Source organism: Sphingobacterium thalpophilum, from assembly GCF_901482695.1.
GTDB lineage: Bacteria > Bacteroidota > Bacteroidia > Sphingobacteriales > Sphingobacteriaceae > Sphingobacterium > Sphingobacterium thalpophilum.
On sequence record NZ_LR590484.1, the window covers coordinates 2,541,202 to 2,563,454 of the forward strand.

Sequence of the window (22,253 nt, forward strand, 5' to 3'; positions counted from 1 at the left end):
TGGAATATCCTTAGGTCGGGGACATCATCGTTTCCAGAAGCCAATGGATATTCCGTAAAGCCTTCGCCGGCAAACTGAGTACAACACGTTCATTTTATGTCGATGAGAATGAACATTTATAAATAATCATTTGTATATGAATTTTTGGAACAGGTTATCCGTTGTTGCATTGATGAGTACGGTCGGTACAGCATTGTATGCGCAGATACCCGAAAAAGTTGGAAGCTTGATACAAGCGGATAAAGATGCCGCAGCAATGGCCAAAGCGACCACGCCACATCAGGCGTTTTTATCAATTATCGATAAGGAATCTACATTCTTCGTTCCCTCTGCAGTAAACGCATTCAATTACCTTAATAATAGACCCAATATTCCGGATGTCATAGACTGGACACCCACATTTGCGTTGGTCGCCAAGAGCCAGGAGTTTGGTGTCACCTCAGGGTCGATGGATTTTCAGAAAGTTGGTGCGCGCTTGCGTCACGGTGAATACCTCACAGTCTGGAAGCGGAATAAAAAAGGAAAATGGCTTGTCGATATCCGTGCTGAAGTAGAAAATAACGGCAACGACAGCAACTTTGATCTTGAATATATCGAACCAACAGATTCCTGGTATTTAAAACATCGTTCCAAAGTAAGGCTTAATCAACGGGAAGATATTGTCATGGAAACCGATAAGCTGATGTCTACTGTGCTCAAGGCCGATAATGCCACGGCCTATAAGGAGTTTTTAAGTGAGGACGTTCGGTTTCTTTTCCCATGGACAAGTCCGTTGGAGGGTAAGGATAAAATGATGGCATACTTAAAGAAACAGCGTATGACGATCGAAACAGTGCCGGAAGAGGTGAAACGTTCGTATAGTGGGGACTTCGCCTACACCAAAGGAACGGCAACTGTTCGGCAAAAAGATAAGGTGGTCAAATATAATTATATACGGGTGTGGCAATTAAGCGAGCTGGCAAAAGACGACGTAAAAAAGGCCAACTGGAACATCCTGATAGAAATGATGTTTGAGAGATAAGACAAAAAAAAGACTTGAATGATCCATTCAAGTCTTTTTTTTGTCTTATCTTACTTCTTCCATTTTTTTAGTTCGTCGCAGTTCCCAAAGTCCTCGCTGATTTCGATGAAGGTGCTTTTCGCCTTATCATCAAACCACTTGCTGAGATTCCGGTTGATTTTATCTTGCCGGGCTGCTTCCTTGATTTTGGTGAAGTCCTGATCCAGATTGGCTTTATGTGGTGGGATACGTGTCTTGAGGTAATTGAAACGGTAACCTACATCCCCTGTTTTGTCGGTGAATTGTTCCGGTTTCGAATATTCGCCGGGTTTCAGCGGATCGATTGCTGTAAAGACAGCCTTTTCGAGCCCGTCCATCGGAATTAAGGTTGTACGGCTGGATCCTTGTGGATTGAGGACCATACCGCCGTTGAATTTACTCTCTTCAGCGTCTGAGAAATTGGTGGCAGCGTTATAGAAATCTAATTTCTTATCTACGACAAGTTTATAGATACTGTCCAATTTATTCTTTGTTCGCTCCAATGCTGCAGCGCCCGGATTGATCTTCATTAAGATATGGCGGCTATGTACCTCTTCGCCCCGTCTTTCTAATACCTGGATGATATGAAAGCCAAATTTCGATTCGACGACAGGCGATATTTCTCCCGGTTTTAATTTAAATGCCATGGCCGAAAACTCTTTCACATAATTGTCGCGGGTACCAAAGCCCAGGTCGCCACCGTATGGAGCAGATCCCGGATCCTGTGAGTACAACCGGGCCATTGTCCCAAAATCCGAACCGTCGACAATTTGTTTACGGATGTTTTCTATTTTTTCCCGTTGTTCTTTTTTCTCTTCGTCAGTCAATTTAGGCATCAGGACGATTTCACCAATTTCTACCTCGGTGTTAAAATAAGGTAAACTGTCTGGGTTCAATCCTTCGAAATAGCGCTTTACCTCCAATGGCGTGACATCCACCTTGGATACGATATTTTGCTGCATTTTATTTGCTTTCAGCTGTTCGAAGACACTTGCCCGCATTTCTTCTTTATATTGTAATAGCGACCGGTTGAGAAACTTCTCAAGACGTTCCTGGCCGCCTGCCTGTTGCGACATATGCCGCAGACGGGCATTCAGGTTATCATCGACCTCTGTTTCGGTCACATCGATGGAGTCAATTACAGCCTGTTGTGAAAGTAGCTTCTGAATGATTAGCTGCTCGAGTACCCCACATTTAAATGTTTCGTTGGGCTTATTTCCCTGCGCTAGCCATTGTGCATACTGCATGTCTACATCCGACTGAAGGATAATTCCTGAGCCCACAGTTGCAACTACCCGGTCAATAACTTGTCCCCTTTGCGCAAAGTTGGCCTGAATGGAAACAAACAGCAACAAAAACAATATATATATGTTTTTTTTCATCTAAATTATTTAAAATCAACCTTTCGATTACGTCGTTCCATATGGTGAAATTTTGAACAACAGCACAAAATTATCAGATTATATGAATTATTCGTATTTTTATTTAACAATATTTTTATAATCTCGGTATTTCAGATGGAGATTGATGACTTGTTAATATTGATTCGCTAAAATACGCATTTGCCTATTAGCAAGGGCGGTTTTAACCTAATTTAACAAGTTTATTGACGATATTGCGGGCAGACGAAATGATATAAAAAGCAATGCGCAGGTAACGGTTTATTGAAGCCGTTAAAACAAGTAATATGGATAAATAATTTGAACAGATGAAAAAAGCTTTTATTTACTTAATGACTATACTTCCCTTGACTACATTAGCCCAGCAGATACCCATGTTTGTCGGAACCTATACCAATAGAACCGAAAGCAAAGGGATCTATGTTTACAATTTCGACACAAAAACGGGAGAAGCCTCGTTGCTGAGCACGCAGGAAAGCAAAGACCCCTCGTTTTTGGCACGTTATAATAATTTTGTTTACGCGGCCAATGAACTCCCTGGCGAGGAGGGGACGGTATCAGCCTATTCATTTAAGGATGGAAAGCTGACCCTGCTAAATTCACTTCCTTCAGGTGGTGAATCGCCCTGTTTTGTCGAGGTGCACCCGAAAGGCAGCTTATTGGCGGTGGCTAATTATTCCGGTGGTTCGGCAGCTTTGTTTGATCTGGAGAGCAATGGTGTGTTAAGCAAAAGGAACCGTCTCATCCAGCATGAGGGTAAGGGTGTGGATCCGGTGCGCCAGGAAAAGCCGCATGTACATTCTGCCTTTTTTTCGAAAAAGGGCGATAGACTATTTCTTCAGGATCTCGGTTTAGATCAGATCTCTGTATTCTCTATCAGCAAATCAGGAAACACGTTTAGTGCCGCTGAAGAGTCAGAGGACTTCTTTACACCGGCTGGTGGCGGGCCGCGCCATATTGCTTTTGATAAAAAAGAGAAATATCTCTATGCAATATTAGAAATGACGGGCCAGATTGCATCCTATAAAAAAGAAGGCAATGATTGGATGTACCAGAATACCTATGACATAAATCCCGAAGGTTTCCATGGACAAAATGGTGGGGCAGACATCAAAACCTCTCCTGATGGCAAGTTCCTGTACGCGACAAATAGGGGGGATGCCAATACCATTGCCACATTTGCAATAGGAAAAGATGGTGAATTAAAGAAGCTCGCCAATACATCCGTCAAAGGCAGGGGACCACGCAATTTTAACTTTTCGCCAGATGGAAATTTTGTTCTGGTGGCCAATCAAAACACCAACAATATTGTGTTATTCAGCCGTGACGCAAAAACAGGGCTGCTGACCGATACTGGTAAGGAAATCAGTGTTCCGGCGCCTGTATGTATACTATTTTAGTCCACTCAGGCTCGGCTCATAAAACCATATCAGGGCATCGATTTCAGTTTGGTGCCCTGATATGGTTTTTAAGGTCAGTTTACCTCCGGTGGAAGCTAGCAGGAGCAATTAGAAGTCTTCTTTCCTGCAGTCTAGTTTGCCTTCCTTTTCAAGGTCGTTGAGCGTGGTTCCTTTCCAGGTTTTTACCCGCTGTATATAAGCGGCACGGCCGATCATATGCGCCGCTACAGGAGCGGTGAGGATAAGGAAAAAGCCAATTGCTATGGCTTTGGTGGTCACCGACACATCAGGGAACGTCATGGCCGCGCAGATCAGTAATAACCCCACGCCGAGGGTTGCCGCCTTTACCGTAACCGAAAGACGTAAGTAAAAATCCGGCATCCGCAATATGCCGATTGATGCAAATAGAATGGCAAGGGCTCCTATGGTGCTTACAATAGCTAATGTAATATCAATCATCGTTGTTTTGTTTTTCTAAGTAAAATGAAAAGGCTATCGTGCCGAGAAATGCGATCAGTGCCAGGATCATGGCGATATCCAAAAATACTTCCTGCGCACTGCGGATACTATAAACCGTGATAATACCAATTCCAATCGTGATGATGAGGTCCAGTGCGATGACACGGTCAAAGATCTGCGGACCTTTGTATAACCGGATAAAAGCCAGAATAACCGACAATGTTAATATCGGAAGAATTACATAATCGAAATAACTGTTTAAACTCATCGTAAGATTTCTAAAAGTCTTCGTTCAACATTGTTTTTGAGCGTGGAAACAAACTGCTCCTTGCTCTTCATATACATGACATGGATAAAAAGCGTTCTCTTGTCCTCGCTGACATCCAATATCAATGTGCCGGGGGTGAGTGAAATAAAGGTCGACAGCAGGTTGATTTCCAGATCGGTCTTCGCATCCATGGGGTATTTCACAATTGCCGGCTTCATAAAAAATTTGGGTGTTATGACGTCATAAGCAACCTGAGCATTGGCGACGATCATTTCCCACAGGAAAAAGAGTATAAAGCTGACGGTCTTTGGAACCCGAAAGAAATAGCGCTGGTCAGCTTCGTTTCTGTTCATGACCCAGAGGATGGCGAAACCAAGTAGGAAGCCGAACAGAAAATTGGTGTAATATAGGGATCCTGTAAGTGCTACCCAGATAAAGGACAGCATCAGATTCATTAAAAACTGTTTGATCATATTAATTCTGCCCTCCTAATACAGCGTTTATATAAGGTGAAGTATCCAATAATTGTACAGCGATCTGATCCGCGACGCGAATGATGGCTTCCGCGTTGAAGCCGATATAGAGAGATGCTGCTGCCAGCAGCATGACAGGCAGCAACAGCATGGTTCTTTTGTAGCCGACCATGTTTGCAAATTTGTCCTCAATCACTGCCGGTTCCGGTACGTCTTTCCAGAATACCTGTGCCCACATTTTGGCGATGACCAATAAAGTAATGAAGCTACCGATAATCAGTGCCGCGGCAAAGGCATATTTCTCCAGCTGAAAGGCATCTCTGAAAAGATAGATCTTGGGCCAGAAGCCTGATAATGGTGGAATGCCGACCAGCGAGAACAGCACTACAGCAAACAGCAAGGAGATCTTCGGATATTGAGCATAGAGACCACCCAGCCTGTTCATATCCATCGTACCCCTAAGCTGCCGGATAACGCCTGCGATTAAAAACAGATTGGTCTTTACCATAATATCATGGATCAGGTAAAACACCGCGCCCAGCAGTGCCCATTTGCTATATATCCCGAGGCCGCCGATCATAAAACCAATATGGCAAACGATCAGGTAGGAAAATAATCTACGGATATTTGTTTTGATCACGGCGCCAAAGGCACCAGTCAATATCGTCAGTATGGCCAGGATGACCAATAATTCTTTTGTAAATTCATTGGGAATAAAGAGCAGGGAGAAAACGCGAAACAGGGCATAGATACCCACTTTGGTTAATAATCCGCCAAATGTCGCAGCAACGGCAGATGGTGGTGTGTGATAAGAAGAGGGCAGCCAAAAATAGAGCGGAAAAACTGCTGATTTGATACCAAATCCGATCAGGAAAAACGTTGCGGAGATCTCGACGAGCGCCTGGTTCTGTATTTTGGGAATCCGCAGCGCCAGGTCGGCCATGTTTAGTGAACCGGAAATGCCATAGAGAATCCCGATTCCCGTCAGGAAGAATGTGGAGGCAAGAATATTCATGGCCATATATTTGACAGCCCCTTCCAGCTGGGATTTGCGGCCCCCAAGTGTCATCAGCACGAATGAAGAGATGATAATAACCTCAAACCAGACATAGAGATTGAAAATATCACCGGTCAGGAAGGCTCCGTTGAGCCCCATCATCAAAAAGTGGAAAATGGGAAAGTAGCCATAGAGGATCCGTTGACGTCCGACCCCTACGCAGGAAAATATCGATACCGCCAGTCCGGCGATGGAGGTGAGCACCACCAGTGTACTGCTGAACAGGTCTGCTACAAAGACAATTCCGAAAGGCGCTTTCCAGTTGGCTGCATTCATGGTTAAAATGCCGCTGTCCTCCACTTTGAAAAATAACTTAAATGCAAGTATCAGTGCCAGTATACTTCCACCCACACTCAAATAGCGTTGTGCGGTGGATTTTCGCCAGAACATCAACTGGACAATGGCAATAAATAGGTGCACGATGACCGTGGCAATAAGCTGGTTGTCTATCATATATCTTCTTCCTCAGGCGTGTTTAAATCATCCAAATCATCTGTGCCCAGTAGTGCATAGACACGTTTGAGCAGTACAATGGCAAAAGATGTCAGCCCAAAGCTGATCACAATTGCCGTCAATATCAATGCTTGCGGGATGGGATCTGCATATATATCCGTAAATACCTTTAAGTCGGGGCCGATAATGGGAGGCTTGCCCTTAATGATGTTTCCAAGTAGAAAGATGAGGATATTGGTGCCATTGCCCAATAGCATAATTCCCAATAGCAGTTTGACCATGCTCCGTCGCAAGATAAGATAGATTCCTGCTGCATATAGAATCCCGATCAACAATACAAGAACCAGTTCCATTATTCTTCCTCCGTATTTAGTGCGATGGTAAACAAAATGGTGAGTACAACCCCGATCACGACAAAATAGACACCCAAGTCAAAGAATAGGGCGGTTCCGATCATTCCGATGACAGGAATCTTTTCTTCCAGCCAAAGTCCGGTCATGACTGGGTAACCAAAGAAAGCCGGCAGAAACATACTTGCTGCAGCGATCCCGAGACCGATGGGAATAAGGGATAGGGGCTTGTACTGAATCAGCTTCATCGTGTTTTGCGGTCCGAATGCAAAACTATGTAGGACAAAGGCGATGGAGGCGACCAGGCCACCAACAAAACCGCCTCCGGGATAGTAGTGACCGCGCAATAAAAGAAATACCGAAAAAAGCAAAAGTATCGGTAGAAGATAACGCGTTGCGGTCTGTAATATGGTACTATTCATTTATTCTAGTATTTAAATATTCGTAGTGAGTATTGAGATTCTGATGAGGTCATCAACACTTCCCTAACTTGCCATAAAATATTATTCTTTATCAGACGATTTTAAACGTAATTTCAATAAACCATAGACTCCTAAAGCAGCAATACTCAGTACCACAATTTCAAACATGGTATCGAAGCCTCTAAAGTCGACGAGCAGGACGTTGACGACATTTTTTCCTTTCGCCAATACATAAGCGTAGTTCCCATAGAAGTCACTGATGTCCGTGCTTGTCGGTTCATGTAGTACACGCAGGGCGACCATGGATAGCATGACGCCAAAAATGATGGCGACGATCGCATCCCTGATGATGGTCCGACGGTTGGCCAGGTTCAAAAACGATGGCAGTTTAAACAGGACAAGTACAAACAGTACGACGGTCAGTGTATCGATGGTAAACTGGGTCATCGCCAGATCCGGAGCGCTATAGAACACGAAGATCAGGCAGATTGCGTACCCTACGACACTTGTAGCGACGACTGCCGTCAGGCGGGAGGAAGTGCGGATGGTCAAAATGATAGCTCCGACCAAGATACATACGGTGGTGACCTCGTAAAAGCTGACGGGAGACAAGGTTTCCCATTTGATATGCAGCGGCCCGCCCAAGTAGAGCTGATAGCCGATCAGCAGTTCGGCAAACAAGATAATTTTCAGTAAATAAGAACGCAGATAGCCATTATGCATTTTACTGGTGAAGAAGGCAGAGAAAAGTACAAGTTCACGGGAAATCACGCGCATGATATTTTCCGGAGCGAAGGCATTAAATCTTCCTATCCAGGCCAGTTTGCCCGCACTGGGTTTATTTGAAACAAACAGAATTGTACCCGCGATAATGGTAATCGCGCTCAGCAATAGCACAAGATTGAACCCGTGCCAGATTTTGAGCTGGAAGCCCTCGGGACCGCCGAGGATGCTGGTCGCGGTGGGGCCCGATAACCAGTCTCCAAGGATACCGGGGATGCAGCCAAATACGATACCTAGGATCGCCAGAATCAGCGGCGGAATCCACATTGACTTATACGGAAGGTGGATACCGTTAAACTGTTCAGGGAGCTTGCCCATAAAAGGCTTGATGCCTGCCATAAATCCGGCGGCTACAAGGAAAATGTTTGTTAGCACAGCCGCGCCTGTCAAGTAAAGGAACAGGCCCGGATGAGCATGTAATGTAGCCTCATAGATCAGGTCTTTTCCGATGAAGCCGATACTGAGTGGTACGCCGGCGCTGGATAGAGCGGCGAGAAAGCCTGCGACGGCGACCGGCAGTAATACTTTGTTTAGCCCCCTAAGGACAGTCAGGTCTCTTGTGCCTGTTTCATGGTCAATAATGCCGGTGATCAGAAACAAAGAAGCCTTATATAACGCGTGTACGAGAATAAATACACTGGCAGCGATGACGGCTTCTTTGGTGCCAAGTCCAAGGAGGAAGACAAGGACGCCCAATGCAGAAATGGTCGAATAAGCCAATACACCTTTGAGATCTGTGCGGAAAAGCGAGTGAAATGCGGCGTAGAGCATGGTCACGCCACCTATTGCCATTAGTGAATAGGACCATATCGGATTTCCGCCCAAGACGGGGGAGAAGCGGGCCAGCAGGTAGATCCCTGCCTTGACCATCGTTGCCGAATGCAGGTAAGCAGAGACCGGCGTAGGGGCTTTCATCGCACCGGGTAACCAAAAATGGAAAGGGAACTGGGCGGATTTCGTGATCGCACCGAGCACAATCAATCCAAACACCAACGGGAAAAGTGGATGCTGCTGGATCAATGCAGCCCTATCGGCCAGCTCGATGATACTGTATGTGCCCGCGATACTGCCGGTCAGTATAAATCCGGCAAGCAGGAAAAAGCCACCAAGTCCGGTAATCGAAAGGGCAGTCAGTGCACTTTTTCTTGAATCATTAATATCGTTGTTAAATCCGATCAAAAAGAAAGAACTGATGGATGTCAGCTCCCAGAAGATGAACAGCAGAAGCATATTGTCCGAAAGTACCAGACCCAGCATCGCCGACATAAACAGGCAGAGATAACCAAAAAAACGGTCGATATAGGGATGGCCCTTGAGATAAGCATTTGCATAAAAAAATATGCAGGCACCAATGCCAGTGATCAGCAGGGTAAAGAGCAGGGAAAGACCATCTAACTTAAAGTCCAGATTGATGCCCAGGGAAGGTACCCAAGGGGTGGATTGCACAAAATGGGATCCCTGTCCGATCGGTACAATAAATTTCAGATAGTATAAAAATAAAAGTACCGGTAAAAATGCGAGAATAAAACCCCATCTGGTTTTGAGGAACCGACCAAATGGAACAATAAGGCTCGATGTTATTAACCCTGATAAAACAGTAAATAGCATTCAGTCTTTGTTTAATTTTATTAAGATGATGTTGTTACCTTTCCATAATGTCTCCGGCATTGCTCTCAACCTTGAGTATTATAGAGGTGCGGAGATTTTCGGAAAGTTTACAATATAGCAAAAAAATCGGAAAAAAGTGAAGTTTTTGATAGTGTTTTCTGCAAAACAAATCGTCATTAGCTTATTTCTACCTACTGGTTGGAGGTAGATTACACTCTAGAAATCTGGTAGTTAAGATTCAAATTATTCGCTTGGATAGACAGGTAACTGATTTAGTAGCAAGTTATGTAATAAATGTGTTAATTATTGTTAAAATAAAATTAAAACTCTATCTTTACACTAGACTAGTTGGCCTATTCGCTATCAGAATTACTGATCAATTGTTAGATATACCCGTTTTATCGTTATGGGACCTGAAGAAAAGTTATTTAGACAGTATTACAAAAGTTTATGTCATTTTGCTTGGAAGTTTGTCGGTGAATCTTCCGTTGCAGAGGATCTGGTGCAAGATGCGTTTATTACATTCTTTAAGGAAGAGCGGCGTATGGATGAATCTGAAAATTTTATGCGCAATTATCTCTTCACAGCAGTTCGATTTTCTTGTTTAAAATATATACGGCATGAGAAGGTCAAGGAAAAATATTGGTCTCATATTGATTTTAGAGAGGAGGATGAGCATTCTATCGAACTTTCCATGATCCATACAGAAGTACTCAATGAAGTTTATCGAATTATAGCCCAGATGCCTCAGGCCTGTCAGCAGATTTTCAAAATGGGATATTTGGAGGGACTGTCCAATTTGGAAATCACGGAAAGACTTCAAGTCAGTATCAACACTGTCAAAACTCAAAAACAGCGTGGGATGAAGATGCTGTTGGAGAGATTACACCCTGAATTTTTACCCTTTATTATTTTTTTGTTAAAATAATTTTAATTTCCTGTCACCCATTTGATGTCTATAAGGTTTCTAACCTATAGATATGAGAGCTAACGCCAATTACATAGCCAGATTAATATATAAATTACTCCGCGGACAGGACACTGCGGAAGAGCGCGCTTCAATTGAACATTGGAGAAAATCGGATGACAGAAATGATAAACTGATCGAAGATTTGCGCGATGCAAAAAATATCGAGGAGGATCTTAATTTTTTTGCCGGTCTAGATGAAGATCAGGCTTGGCAAAAAATTCGGCAGGAGTCTGCTGAAGGAAAGAAAAAATGGACGGTCGTTCGGGCAGTAGCAATGCTTCTTCTTGTCCTGGGGGCAGCTCTGATCTATAATCTCCAAAAAGAAAAAATAGATTCAGGAGGAGTTCAGGTTACTTCTATTAAAAGAGACATATCCCCAGCACAACAAGGCGCTTTATTGGTCTTGGCGGATGGTTCAGTTATGCCGTTAGCAGATTCCAATAAGACAATTGATCCCAAAATTGTTGCCTTGGGGAGCAAACAAAATACACGAGATGACGATATGCCAGCGGAAACCGTACGCTTGCAATTCAATACATTGGTTGTGCCTAAAGGTAATTTCTATAAGCTGACATTGGAGGATGGTACCTTGGTGTGGGTAAATGCCAGCTCTCAGCTCAAATTTCCGGTTAAATTTAAACACGACGAGCGTCGTGTTATATTAGAAGGAGAAGCATACTTTGAAGTCGCCCACGATGCTCAGCGTCCATTCTTTGTAGAGTCTAGAGGCAGCGAGGTCAAGGTGCTGGGTACCCACTTCAATATCAATGCTTACAGTCATAATGTTCGTACGACGTTATCTTCAGGAAAGGTACAGGTTAGCCATTCTGGGAATATAATTGTTTTGGAGCCGGGCGAATATGCAAACATTGTTTCAGGACAGCTAAGCAAAGGAAAGGCAGATCTGGAACATGATCTCTCCTGGCATAATAATCAGTTTTATTTTAAAAAAGAAACTATAGCTGAGATTGCCTCTACACTCTCTAAATGGTATGACATCCAGGTTAGATTTAAGAAGGGGGTGTCCCTTAATAAGGTATATACAGGCAATTTTAAGCGTGATGTGAAGTTATCCGAAGTGTTGGAAATGTTGACGTACGTCTGTGATTTGAAGTTTGAACTTCGCGGCAATGAATTAATTGTAGAAAATAAATAAAAGGAGTGCTTATGTAAGAGAAATAATACCTGACCTAAAGGTCTTATTCTATCAAAGTAGAACAGGAATGTTGCAGCATCCCTGTTCCGGAGGATTAAAAAGGCCTAAAATTAAAACGCGAATTAAGTAAACCCAATTAACCACAAAGAGTAAATGTATGAATAACTTACCATTTGGCAAAACGTGGCGACTGACACCTCAGGACCCGCGGTTTTGCAAACCTTTACGTATTATGAAAATTAGTACATGTCTTCTTTTCGCCTTTGTGACCGGAGTTCAAGCCAATGGCATTGCGCAGAAGGTTACCTTGAGGATGAAAAACGCACGGATTGAAGAGGCGCTGAAAGCGATCTCCAAACAGTCCAGCCTGCAGCTATTTTATGGGGAGAATATCGATTCAAAAGCACGAATTGATGTCAATCTAAAAGATGCTTCTGTAGAGGAAGCACTCAACGCTGTCTTACGTAATAATCATATAGCATATAAGATCATTGCGAATACCATATCAGTGAATGGCCAAGTAGACTATCATTCAGGCAAGAATACTTTGCAACAGGTCGTTTCGGGAACAGTTAAAAGTTTAAGTGGAAAAGAATTGGCGGGAGCCACAGTAACCGTAAAAGGAACATCAGTATCAACCCATACAGACGCTTCTGGACATTTTAAAATTAACGCTCCGGCCAATGCCATATTAATCGTACGGTTCATCGGTTATACCGTGAAGGAGGTAGCGGTGGAAGGCCGTAGTACTATTGCTGTTGAACTCGAATCAGACGAACGGCAGCTGGAAATCGTTGATGTAGTGTCTACTGGATATCAGAATTTAAACAGGAAGCTATTTACTGGGGCGGCGACGACGATAAAAGGGTCGGATATTAAGCAAGACGGTATCACCGACGTAAGTAGGATGCTGGAAGGACGTGTCGCTGGGGTCTCTGTACAAAATGTTTCTGGAACTTTTGGTGCCGCACCTAAAATACGTGTGCGCGGGGCAACTTCAATTACAGGCGATAATAAGCCGTTGTGGGTTGTTGATGGTGTTATTTTGGAGGACGTTGTCAATATATCGAATGAACAATTGTCTTCGGGAGACGTCAACACACTTATCGGTTCATCCGTTGCAGGAATAAACGCAGATGATATTGAGAGCTTCAATATTTTGAAAGACGCCGCAGCAACAGCACAATATGGAGCTAGAGCGATGAATGGTGTGGTCGTGATTACCACTAAGAAAGGGAGAATAGGAAAACCGCTTATATCTTACACCGGTAATTTTTCAACCTTTTTGAAGCCGACTTATAACAATTACAATATTATGAATTCTTCAGATCAAATGTCGGTTTATTCTGAGTTGGCCCGTAAAGGTTGGCTTAATCATTCAAATGCATCAAGAGCGGAAAACGGTGGCGTCTATACGAAGATGTATCATTTGATCAATTCTTACAATGAAAGCGAGGGAAAATTTGGACTCGAAAACACACCTGAAGCGAGAAACAAATTTTTAAGTAGATATGCGTTGGCTAATACTGACTGGTTCGATGTATTGTTCAAGAACTCATTGATGCAGGAACACGGTGTGAGTGTTTCGTCGGGAACGGATAAATCCCAACTTTATATATCGACAAGTTATTTAAATGATAATGGATGGGCGGTAGGAAATAAAGTAGAAAGATATACAACAAATATCAATGCTTTATTTAATCTCTCAGAGAAATTAACACTTAATTTCATTACTACAGGCTCTATCCGTAATCAAAAAGCTCCCGGCACAGTAGGACGAGTTAGTAATCCAGTTGAAGGAAAGTATTCGAGAGATTTTGATATTAATCCTTTTAGTTATGCCCTCAATACCAGCCGTACGATGACTGCATACGACGAGAATGGGAATAGAGAAAGCTTTACTAGAAACTTTGCAGCTTTTAATATTTTAGATGAACTGGATAATAATACTTTGGATCTAAGTATGTTGGATTTAAAAATCCAGGCCGGGGCGAACTACAAATTTTCCAAACATCTCAAATATGATCTATTAGCATCTATGCGTTATGTAAAAAGTGGAAATGAACATAAAGTAAGGGAAAATTCCAATATGGCGAATGCCTATAGAGCAGATTATGATTCCTATGTTCAAGAACATAATCGCTTTTTATACCGTGATCCCGCTCATCCCGAATTACAACCAGTAGTTGTACTCCCTTATGGCGGATTTTACAATACCAGTGATGACTTCTTAAAGTCATATATGGTCAGAAATTCATTTGAGTATGATAATACTTTCGATGAAAAACATCTGGTAAATATTTACGCATTCCAAGAGTTACGTTTAGCAGATCGTCAGGCCAGAAGTATGATTGGCTATGGATACCAATATGATAAAGGCGGCGTACCATTTATTGATCCGAATATTATTAAACAGGCCACATTGAGTAATTTAAATTATTATTCAATGGGACATAAGTATGATCGCTTTTCAGCATTTATGGGAAGAGCAGCATATTCCTATGATGGGAAATATTCAATCAATTTTACTGGCCGCTATGATGGATCAAACCAGCTGGGAAGCTCGAAGACTGCGAGATGGTTGCCAACATGGAATATTTCAGGAGCATGGAATGTCGATGAAGAAGCATTCATGCAAAATCAAGATATATTGAATAAACTAACAATACGTGGTACTTACGGGCTGACAGCTAGTCTTGGTAATGCTACCAACTCAGCAATAGTACTCAGAAATGGAAGTTCTTTAAGACCTTATTTGGATGAGATAGAGTCTGTAATGAATATACAATATATTGAGAATAAGGATCTCACTTGGGAAAAGCAGTATGAAACCAACTTGGGCTTTGATATGAGTTTCTTCAAGAATAGATTAAACTTGACTATTGATTTATATAATCGAAATGGTTTTGATTTAATAAGTCCTTTGCGTACTTCCGGTATCGGAGGGCAATATCTGATTACTGCCAATTATGCGGATATGAATTCAAAAGGTATAGAGGTAACATTAAGCGGGCCGATTATCAAGAATGAGACGCTCAGCTGGAGGAGCAATTTCAATTTTGGCTATAATAAAAACAAAGTTACGAAGCTAACAAGTCCTCAATCTATTTTTAATCTTGTGACAGCCGACGGTGGCCCACAAGAAGGTTACCCGTACCGTGGCCTTTATTCAGTAGAGTTTACGGGGTTAAATCCTGAGACTGGTATTCCTGAGTTTATAAACGAAAAAGGAGAAAAGAGTATAGATGTTTATATGCAAAGTCTTGAAACGAAATATCTGAAATATGAAGGGCCGACTGATCCTAAACTGACAGGAGGTTTTTATAATTCCTTAAGTTATAAAGGCTTTACATTAAATGCATTATTTACATTTTCAGCAGGTAATAAAATTAGGTTGAATCCAGCATTTGCCGCGTCCTATTCTGATTTAGATGCAATGCCAAATGAATTCAAGGATCGATGGACAATGCCAGGAGACGAAGCAATAACAAATATTCCGTCCATTTTAGATGTCCAGGCAGAAAACGCTATTAGCGGAAAATATCCGTACAATACATACAATTATTCAACAGTCAGGGTTGCAGATGGAGGTTTTATTAGGTTAAAACAATTGGCATTATCATACGCACTGCCGGCCAAGTTCCTCAAATCCGTCAAAGCAAATCATGCTTCGATTGGTATAACAGCCAATAACTTCTGGTTGATTTATTCCGATAAAAAACTAAAAGGTCAGGATCCCGAATTTTTTGCGTCAGGTGGGGTTGCATTGCCAATACCTAAGCAATACACGTTGTCTTTAAAAGTTGGATTTTAATAAATAATGTTAAAATGAAAAGTAGAAAATTAATCCTATATATAGCACTGTCCAATATATTTTTTGCGACAGGTTGTAATAAATTTCTTGAACATCAGCCTGATGATCGTACTGAATTAAACAACGCTGTTAAAGTTGCAGAATTGTTAGCAAATGCCTATCCACACGGTAATTATATTACTATGGCGGAGTCTATGAGTGATAATGCTGGAGATAAAGGTGGAACGACACGGGAATTACCTAATTCGTCCGCCTGGAATTATATTGATCAAGTGAATCCTAACGAAATTGATTCGCCACCTTATTATTGGAACGCTTGTTATAAGGCCATTGCAGCTGCAAATTATGCTTTGGAAGCAATAGATAAGGCGGGAAATACGGAGGAATATGCTGCCAGCAGGGGAGAGGCTTTAGTGGCTCGAGCATATGCACATTTTATGTTAGTGACATTTTTTTCGAAGGCATACGATCCAGCTACGGCTAAAACTGATCCGGGGATACCTTATGTTACACAACCTCAAAAAGTTGTAGAAGGGAATTATACCCGCGGAACAGTTGCAAGTGTATACACAAATATCGAAAAAGATTTGACGGAAGGCATTCCATTGATTAAAAATAATAAATATGTAGTTCCAAAATATCATTTCACAACACAAGCTGCTCACGCTTTTGCGACCCGTTTTTACCTATTCAAAAAAGAGTACGCAAAGGTAGTCGAACATGCAGATGCCATATTCCCAGGGGGGACGGTGGAAGAAAACCTGCGCCCGTGGAATACCATATATAACTCATTAGGGTATTATGAATTGCAGGCGATCTATACTAATTCAACCGAGCCAGCTAACATATTGCTTCAGGAAGCTCAGAGTGTGTGGGGACGAAGCTATGCTTCTTATAATTACGGTTTGAGCTCTAGTCTGTTGCCGATATTCAATCCAGCAAATAATCCTAGCGGAAAACAGTTAGCGATGGCAAATAGCATTTTTGGGGCAACTGAGATGGTTTATAATATTCCCAAATTCAAGGAACATTTTGTAAAAGAATCAATTAATGCAACTATAGGTGATCCATATAATATGGTTCCTTTACTTACAGCAGAAGAGGTGCTGTTTAATAGAGCAGAAGCAAATGCTATGTTAGGGAATAGTGCACAGGCGGTGACTGATCTTGATAGATATTTATCAAAGCGCATAGTAAATTATTCAACAACAGCCGACAAGTTCTCGCTGGAAAAAGCAAAAGGATTCTATCAAAATTCGTCAGATAAAGATGCTTTGGTGTCTTCTATTCTAACTTTTAAAAGGATGGAATTTATGCACGAGGGTATGCGATGGTTTGATATCATTCGATTAAAAATTCCAATTGAGCATGTAAGCGCTAATGGCAAGGACAAAATTACATTGGGGGCAGACGATCCAAGGCGAGTGGTACAGATACCTCAAGACGCTATTGCTGCTGGTCTCGAAGCCAATCCCAGATAATGTTAACTTTTAGAAATTGATTTATGAAAAAGAACTTTAAAAATATATTTTTTCTTATGCTTGTGTCTTCGATGATTTTGGGATGTAGCGATAAAGATAAGCTGACCTCGGATATTGTTGGTCTAGGAGGAGATACATGGGCTAAAACAGAAGTGGACGACTGGATCAGTAAAAACTTTACCACACCCTACAATATCGAAGTTAAGTATAAATGGGACAGATCTGAACTACCAGAAATATATAAAAACGTAATTCCTGTTAAAGAGAGTTTAGTAATCCCAGTAATGGATATTATCAAGAAAACCTGGATTGACCCCTATGTCGGTATCATGGGGGAAAATTTTATGAAAAAATATACCCAGAAGCAGTTTTTTTTGGCAGGAAGTCCTTCGTATAATAGTAATGGAACTATTACGCTGGGAACGGCAGAAGCTGGGCGGAAAATTGTTTTGTTGAACCTGAACACTTTCGATCCTGATAACCAGCCAGCAGTGCGGGAGATACTGCATACCATGCATCACGAATTTGGACATGTCTTGAACCAAAATATAGCGGTTACTCCCGATTATCAGAGAATAACCCCTTCCGATTATACAGCAACTTGGTTCAATATTTTTAGAGGAGCATATAGTAGCAATGCAGCTCTGGATAAAATTATGTATGAAGCTGATTTTTGGGGCAAGGGGTTTGTTACACCTTATGCCCGTTCCAATAAAGATGATGATTTTGTCGAAACATTATCTACGTTGCTTGAAGGAGGCGAAGCATATTTTAATAATATTGTCAATAACCTATTCGTTTACGAGGGACAATATATCAAACGCAATGGTAAAGGTATTTATGAGCAAAATACGGATGCGAGAAATAAATTGTTAAAAAAGAAGGCTATCGTGACTTCTTATATGAAAAATGAATGGGGAATTTCATTAGTCGATCTTCAAATTAAAACTCAAGAGGCTATTGAGGCTAACTCTCCAACTCCACCATTAAATGAGTTGTTAGGGGCAGCAAAGCCGTATAGTAGCATTGCAGTGAATCCCCAGAAACTAACTGGCTTGTCGTCTAACTTTTTAACCGCATATAATAATGCCAATGTAGGTTTGCAAGCAAATATGGGGCTTTATATAGATAATATTTCTTTAATTTTTAGTACTGCAAATAGGGTTATTCTTCGCGTCAATTTTATGGATCCGACGGTTGCCGTTGGTGCTGGATACAATGCCGATTTCCATTATACTATTAGCGGCTCAAATGATAATATTACACTTACGTACACAAACCCTCAGCCAACAAATGCAAATGCCAGAGCTATAGAAGCATCTGTGTTTCCGATTGTTAATTACTTTGCTAATCAAACTTTTATACTGAAATGGGTAGATGATATTATTCCACAGTCAAAGGGACTCTTTGGAGGTTTAGTCAATAAAAACGATCCTGAATCTTATGTTTTCGGAACGTTGTAATAAAAGAAGATAATGAAATATAGATACCAGTTTCGTTTTTTAATTAAAAGCAAATTATAACAAGATGAAAAAGTACTTATTACTTTATATACTATTTGTTGTCGCATTTTCGAGCTGTGAGAAGGATAAAACTTCGTCAGTTATGGATGATGTTGACGTTAGGCTGACGGATAGCCTCGCCCAGTATCAAACTGCTCTTGTCAGTGCAAAGTATGGTTGGAAAGCTTATCTTTTGACCAACATTGACATAGCGGTCGATTTTACAATGAAGTTCAATGACAGGAACCGTGTCGTCATGAATGCCGAATACCAAATAAATCAGGAAGAAAGTTCATATAGACTCAAAGCACTGCAGCGTCCGACTCTGTTGTTTGATACATATTCTATACTACACGAGTTATCAGATCCTAATCCCAATGTTTTGGGAGGCGGCGTAGGAACTGGTTATAAAGCAGATTTCGAGTTTGCAATTATTTCAACTACTAAAGATAAAATTGTATTGGAGGGCACTTTTAATAAAAGCAAGCTGATTTTGATCCGAGCAGAATCAGAAGAAGATTTGGCATCGACTTATGAAGAGACTACATCAATGCAGGATAAATTGTCTCAAATACATACCTATTTCAAACGGACTGAAATAGCGGGAAAGAATTACGAAGCTAAAATTGATGTAGGAAGCAAGCGTATCAACTTTATTTCCGCTGAAACTGGGGAGAATGTGGGTAGTAATTTTTATGTGGTTAAAGACGATATTCGATTTTTCAATCCAATACTAATTGGTAAAGATAGTATTGCAGGCTTGTCGAATGTAAAATATGATCCTTCAGGTTTTTTGGCCGCGAGTTCAGGGACATTAAATTTGAAAATTACGGAATCGATTACACCAATGAATTATGATAAGACTGCTGTAACTCGATTTTGGAGATCCGATCGTCAGATTGCCTTTACACCTTGGGTTAAGGATGGAGAAGAAGATTATTTAAATGATAACAGTGTGTCTGTGGGAACAGGAATAAATAGAAGAATCGCTTGGTTAGACTACGGGCCTGGTTATGATTTACTTGCATACGCTCAAGGTAATTCCATCTATTTTGGAACTGCTATTGCGGGTACGATCGATTTACAATCTGGATTGATAAAATACCAGTACTTAGGAACCTTGGGAACAATTCCGGCAGCCTATCGCAATATCATTTTACAAACAGCTCTTGATTTTACCGATCCAAAAGGATTATATGTCATAGAAACGGCATTGGGACAATATGATTTGGTCACCGTATCAGATGCTAGAAAATGGATTAGTTTCGGGCGTTAAACCATTTAACTGTTCAATTCAAACTTGCTTAACCTCTTTCCAAAAACTTGGAAAGAGGTTTTGAAAAAATAGTATGATATGACTCGAAAGAAACATTCATAGACTATTTTTTGCGTAACAGACAATTAAAACAAGTTTGAGTTCTTTTGATCTGTGTTTTGCTGCAAGATCGCATATAATAAGAGCAAGGTATTGATACACCTCTATCTGTTACACTAGTCCTTAAAATCAACGTTTTTATACAAACAATTTCATTTCCTTAATATCTGCTGTCACCCATCTCCGTATTGCCATTTTTGGTTTTTACATTCTGATTTGGACTATTTACTGTAAGTCACAATGAGTGTCGATCCCTATTCTTAATATTTTTTTGTAAAAAATAAAAAAATATTACTCATTTTTATGGCACAATTATTAAACATCTCAAAGAGTAGATGTACATTTATGTCCTAAGATATCCACCGGTCAAACACAGGTGTGGTGGCTGAAGAGGGTTAACGATGCAGAAAGAAGAGATATTATTCAAAACACACTATAATGGGCTGTGCCACTTTGCTTGGAAACTAGTCGGTGATTTAGCGGTAGCAGAAGATCTTGTGCAAGATTCTTTTATCGCCTATTTTAAAAATACTGGCCAAGTTAGCGATAATGAGATTGCGATTAAAAATTACTTGTATAGCTCTGTCCGTTTTGCCTGCTATAACCATATCCGTCACGAAAAAGTACGACAAAGATACTGGAATGTCGTTGGGTTTACTGAAGAGGATAATACAGCACTTGAATTGAATATGATTCATAGTGAGATTATTCAGGAAATATATAGAATTATTGAAGAAATGCCTCTTGCTTGCCAGCAAGTTTTTCGATTGGGCTATCTTGAGGGATTGTCTAATCTGGAGATTACCAAGGAATTACAGATTAGTATCAATACAGTGAAAACACAAAAGCAGCGAGGTATGAAAATGCTGTTAAAACGTCTAAATCCTGAATTTATACCTCTTATGATATTTTTGTTAAAAAAAATTTAATTCTTGTCACCCTTTTTTTTGTCTTGCGTTTCTTTATTGTAATATGAAACAAAGCAGCGGGCATATTTCAAAACTAATCCAAAAGTTCTTGAATGGTAAACTTACCATGGAAGAGCAAAACCAGCTGGATTTGTGGCTTAACGCCAATTCCAAGAACAAACAGCTTTTGGAGTCATTTCGTCAGGCGAAAAACATCGAAGAAGATTTAGCTATTGTTCGGCAGTTAGATGCCAATAAAGCTTGGAATAAACTGAACAATAAAAAGGAAGTGAAGCTTTTCAGTAGAAGGTCATTGAGCATTGCTGCGTCCATCACCTTCGTGGTTGGTAGTTTCCTTTTCTGGCGATCTGAATTTTCAAAACAACATCTTGAAGACAAATACACAACTGTTGACCAAAGACACGATATAGCGCCCGCTACAAGTGGTGCTATTTTAGAGATGTCGAATGGAGAAAAAATTCGTTTGAGTGATAATGTTTCTAAAGCCTACAATAAAAATAAAACATTTGTAGCAAGTGGTACGGAATTAATCATTAAAAATGGCAAAAACCAGTCTACCTCCAGCTTGAATACTTTAATTGTGCCACGAGCCAGTTTTTATAAAATAATATTGAGTGATGGTACAAAAGTTTGGATGAATGCGCAGTCGAAGTTAAAATTTCCTACGCAGTTTGAGAACCATGAAAGACGAGTCAGTTTAGAAGGAGAAGCCTACTTCGAGGTAGCGCATGACGTCAATAGACCTTTTTTTGTGGAGTCTCGGGGTGGGGAAATAAAAGTCTTAGGAACGCATTTTAACGTCTTTGCTTATTACGACGATATTCGGACTACATTAGTCGAGGGGAAGGTTGAAGTGTGGCAGAAGAAAAATAAGCTCGAACTCTCTCCAGGAGAATTTGCCTCACTCTCAAAAAATCATTTGATTAAAGGTAAAGCAGATTTTCAGCGAGATTTGGCCTGGTTTAACAATGAGTTTTATTTTAAGAAGGCAACCATAGTGGACATCGCCCATCAATTGTCGAGATGGTATGATTTAGATGTAAAATTTAGGGGAAATGTTCAACTTACCAAAGAGTATAGTGGAAGCATTCAGCGAGATGTAAAATTGTCTCAAGTTTTGGAGATGCTATCTTATGTCAGCGATCTAAAATTTGGAATTCAAGGAAAAGAACTGATTATCGAAAATAAAATTTAATTTTTAATAGATATTACGCACTAATTGAGAAGGCTTATGATATAACAATCTTACTTTGCAACTAAAAAGCCCAAAAGAGAACAGGAATGTTGGCGCATCCCTGTTCATAAAATGTGATT

At 40.9% G+C, this 22,253-nt stretch carries 18 protein-coding genes; 10 read left to right on the forward strand and 8 right to left on the reverse strand.

What is annotated here, in order from left to right; translation table 11 throughout:
• Positions 1 to 136 precede the first annotated feature (136 nt).
• Entirely contained in the window at positions 137 to 1,021 is an 885-nt protein-coding gene (locus tag FGL37_RS10525) for a DUF4440 domain-containing protein (protein ID WP_028072039.1), read from the forward strand.
• Positions 1,022 to 1,071: 50 nt separating this feature from the next.
• Here the strand turns inward: FGL37_RS10525 and FGL37_RS10530 are convergent, their stop codons facing one another.
• Positions 1,072 to 2,421: a peptidylprolyl isomerase gene (locus FGL37_RS10530; RefSeq protein ID WP_028072040.1), complete on the reverse strand. Its 1,350-nt coding sequence runs from the start codon at positions 2,419 to 2,421 to the stop codon at positions 1,072 to 1,074.
• A 326-nt stretch (positions 2,422 to 2,747) separates the two neighbouring features.
• Between FGL37_RS10530 and FGL37_RS10535 the strand changes: the two genes are divergently transcribed.
• On the forward strand, positions 2,748 to 3,839 hold the full coding sequence (locus tag FGL37_RS10535; protein WP_028072041.1) for a lactonase family protein: 1,092 nt from the start codon (positions 2,748 to 2,750) through the stop codon (positions 3,837 to 3,839).
• 108 nt (positions 3,840 to 3,947) lie between these two features.
• Here the strand turns inward: FGL37_RS10535 and mnhG are convergent, their stop codons facing one another.
• From mnhG to FGL37_RS10570, 7 genes are all read right to left on the reverse strand, one after another.
• A complete protein-coding gene (mnhG, locus tag FGL37_RS10540) occupies positions 3,948 to 4,298 on the reverse strand; it encodes a monovalent cation/H(+) antiporter subunit G (RefSeq protein ID WP_028072042.1) in 351 nt (116 codons plus the stop codon).
• Positions 4,291 to 4,566: a monovalent cation/H+ antiporter complex subunit F gene (locus tag FGL37_RS10545; RefSeq protein ID WP_028072043.1), complete on the reverse strand. Its 276-nt coding sequence runs from the start codon at positions 4,564 to 4,566 to the stop codon at positions 4,291 to 4,293. Before FGL37_RS10545 ends, mnhG begins: the two co-directional genes overlap by 8 nt.
• Positions 4,563 to 5,039 carry a Na+/H+ antiporter subunit E gene (locus FGL37_RS10550; protein WP_028072044.1) on the reverse strand — a complete coding sequence of 159 codons (477 nt, stop codon included), beginning with the start codon at positions 5,037 to 5,039 and terminating at the stop codon, positions 4,563 to 4,565. Before FGL37_RS10550 ends, FGL37_RS10545 begins: the two co-directional genes overlap by 4 nt.
• A 1-nt stretch (position 5,040) precedes the next feature.
• Positions 5,041 to 6,549: a proton-conducting transporter transmembrane domain-containing protein gene (locus FGL37_RS10555; protein ID WP_028072045.1), complete on the reverse strand. Its 1,509-nt coding sequence runs from the start codon at positions 6,547 to 6,549 to the stop codon at positions 5,041 to 5,043.
• Positions 6,546 to 6,902: a Na+/H+ antiporter subunit C gene (locus FGL37_RS10560; RefSeq protein WP_028072046.1), complete on the reverse strand. Its 357-nt coding sequence runs from the start codon at positions 6,900 to 6,902 to the stop codon at positions 6,546 to 6,548. Before FGL37_RS10560 ends, FGL37_RS10555 begins: the two co-directional genes overlap by 4 nt.
• The gene (locus FGL37_RS10565; RefSeq protein ID WP_028072047.1) at positions 6,902 to 7,321 is read right to left on the reverse strand and encodes a Na+/H+ antiporter subunit B; all 420 of its coding nucleotides are present in this window, start codon (positions 7,319 to 7,321) and stop codon (positions 6,902 to 6,904) included. Before FGL37_RS10565 ends, FGL37_RS10560 begins: the two co-directional genes overlap by 1 nt.
• 81 nt (positions 7,322 to 7,402) lie before the next feature.
• Positions 7,403 to 9,712: a putative monovalent cation/H+ antiporter subunit A gene (locus FGL37_RS10570; RefSeq protein ID WP_028072048.1), complete on the reverse strand. Its 2,310-nt coding sequence runs from the start codon at positions 9,710 to 9,712 to the stop codon at positions 7,403 to 7,405.
• Positions 9,713 to 10,118: 406 nt separating this feature from the next.
• Between FGL37_RS10570 and FGL37_RS10575 the strand changes: the two genes are divergently transcribed.
• The 8 genes from FGL37_RS10575 (at position 10,119) to FGL37_RS10610 (ending at position 22,134) form a co-directional block, all read left to right on the forward strand.
• Complete coding sequence (locus FGL37_RS10575) at positions 10,119 to 10,640, forward strand: RNA polymerase sigma-70 factor (RefSeq protein WP_037534357.1); 522 nt, start codon at positions 10,119 to 10,121, stop codon at positions 10,638 to 10,640.
• Positions 10,641 to 10,692: 52 nt separating this feature from the next.
• Complete coding sequence (locus FGL37_RS10580; protein WP_028072050.1) at positions 10,693 to 11,838, forward strand: FecR family protein; 1,146 nt, start codon at positions 10,693 to 10,695, stop codon at positions 11,836 to 11,838.
• A gap of 232 nt (positions 11,839 to 12,070) precedes the next feature.
• Positions 12,071 to 15,652, forward strand: coding sequence for a SusC/RagA family TonB-linked outer membrane protein (locus FGL37_RS10585; protein ID WP_051607315.1), 3,582 nt, complete (start codon positions 12,071 to 12,073; stop codon positions 15,650 to 15,652).
• 14 nt (positions 15,653 to 15,666) lie between these two features.
• Positions 15,667 to 17,133 (forward strand): RagB/SusD family nutrient uptake outer membrane protein, encoded by a 1,467-nt coding sequence (locus FGL37_RS10590; RefSeq protein WP_037534359.1) that lies wholly within the window; start codon positions 15,667 to 15,669, stop codon positions 17,131 to 17,133.
• A 23-nt stretch (positions 17,134 to 17,156) separates the two neighbouring features.
• On the forward strand, positions 17,157 to 18,596 hold the full coding sequence (locus FGL37_RS10595; protein ID WP_051607316.1) for a substrate import-associated zinc metallohydrolase lipoprotein: 1,440 nt from the start codon (positions 17,157 to 17,159) through the stop codon (positions 18,594 to 18,596).
• A 64-nt stretch (positions 18,597 to 18,660) separates the two neighbouring features.
• Complete coding sequence (locus FGL37_RS10600; RefSeq protein ID WP_028072053.1) at positions 18,661 to 19,911, forward strand: DUF4302 domain-containing protein; 1,251 nt, start codon at positions 18,661 to 18,663, stop codon at positions 19,909 to 19,911.
• Positions 19,912 to 20,411: 500 nt separating this feature from the next.
• Entirely contained in the window at positions 20,412 to 20,939 is a 528-nt protein-coding gene (locus FGL37_RS10605) for an RNA polymerase sigma factor (RefSeq protein WP_028072054.1), read from the forward strand.
• 43 nt (positions 20,940 to 20,982) lie between these two features.
• On the forward strand, positions 20,983 to 22,134 hold the full coding sequence (locus FGL37_RS10610; protein ID WP_028072055.1) for a FecR family protein: 1,152 nt from the start codon (positions 20,983 to 20,985) through the stop codon (positions 22,132 to 22,134).
• Positions 22,135 to 22,253: the final 119 nt, after the last annotated feature.

Excerpts from the sequence above, each read along its gene's own strand:
- FGL37_RS10580 (WP_028072050.1), top strand. The coding sequence starts at position 10,693 with ATGAGAGCTAACGCCAATTACATAGCCAGATTAATATATAAATTACTC.
- FGL37_RS10525 (WP_028072039.1), top strand. The coding sequence starts at position 137 with ATGAATTTTTGGAACAGGTTATCCGTTGTTGCATTGATGAGTACGGTC.
- FGL37_RS10595 (WP_051607316.1), top strand. The coding sequence starts at position 17,157 with ATGAAAAAGAACTTTAAAAATATATTTTTTCTTATGCTTGTGTCTTCG.
- FGL37_RS10570 (WP_028072048.1), bottom strand. The coding sequence starts at position 9,712 with ATGCTATTTACTGTTTTATCAGGGTTAATAACATCGAGCCTTATTGTT.
- FGL37_RS10560 (WP_028072046.1), bottom strand. The coding sequence starts at position 6,902 with ATGGAACTGGTTCTTGTATTGTTGATCGGGATTCTATATGCAGCAGGA.
- FGL37_RS10575 (WP_037534357.1), top strand. The coding sequence starts at position 10,119 with ATGGGACCTGAAGAAAAGTTATTTAGACAGTATTACAAAAGTTTATGT.
- FGL37_RS10605 (WP_028072054.1), top strand. The coding sequence starts at position 20,412 with ATGCAGAAAGAAGAGATATTATTCAAAACACACTATAATGGGCTGTGC.
- FGL37_RS10545 (WP_028072043.1), bottom strand. The coding sequence starts at position 4,566 with ATGAGTTTAAACAGTTATTTCGATTATGTAATTCTTCCGATATTAACA.
- FGL37_RS10610 (WP_028072055.1), top strand. The coding sequence starts at position 20,983 with ATGAAACAAAGCAGCGGGCATATTTCAAAACTAATCCAAAAGTTCTTG.
- mnhG (WP_028072042.1), bottom strand. The coding sequence starts at position 4,298 with ATGATTGATATTACATTAGCTATTGTAAGCACCATAGGAGCCCTTGCC.
- FGL37_RS10590 (WP_037534359.1), top strand. The coding sequence starts at position 15,667 with ATGAAAAGTAGAAAATTAATCCTATATATAGCACTGTCCAATATATTT.
- FGL37_RS10600 (WP_028072053.1), top strand. The coding sequence starts at position 18,661 with ATGAAAAAGTACTTATTACTTTATATACTATTTGTTGTCGCATTTTCG.
- FGL37_RS10535 (WP_028072041.1), top strand. The coding sequence starts at position 2,748 with ATGAAAAAAGCTTTTATTTACTTAATGACTATACTTCCCTTGACTACA.
- FGL37_RS10555 (WP_028072045.1), bottom strand. The coding sequence starts at position 6,549 with ATGATAGACAACCAGCTTATTGCCACGGTCATCGTGCACCTATTTATT.
- FGL37_RS10530 (WP_028072040.1), bottom strand. The coding sequence starts at position 2,421 with ATGAAAAAAAACATATATATATTGTTTTTGTTGCTGTTTGTTTCCATT.
- FGL37_RS10565 (WP_028072047.1), bottom strand. The coding sequence starts at position 7,321 with ATGAATAGTACCATATTACAGACCGCAACGCGTTATCTTCTACCGATA.
- FGL37_RS10550 (WP_028072044.1), bottom strand. The coding sequence starts at position 5,039 with ATGATCAAACAGTTTTTAATGAATCTGATGCTGTCCTTTATCTGGGTA.
- FGL37_RS10585 (WP_051607315.1), top strand. The coding sequence starts at position 12,071 with ATGAAAATTAGTACATGTCTTCTTTTCGCCTTTGTGACCGGAGTTCAA.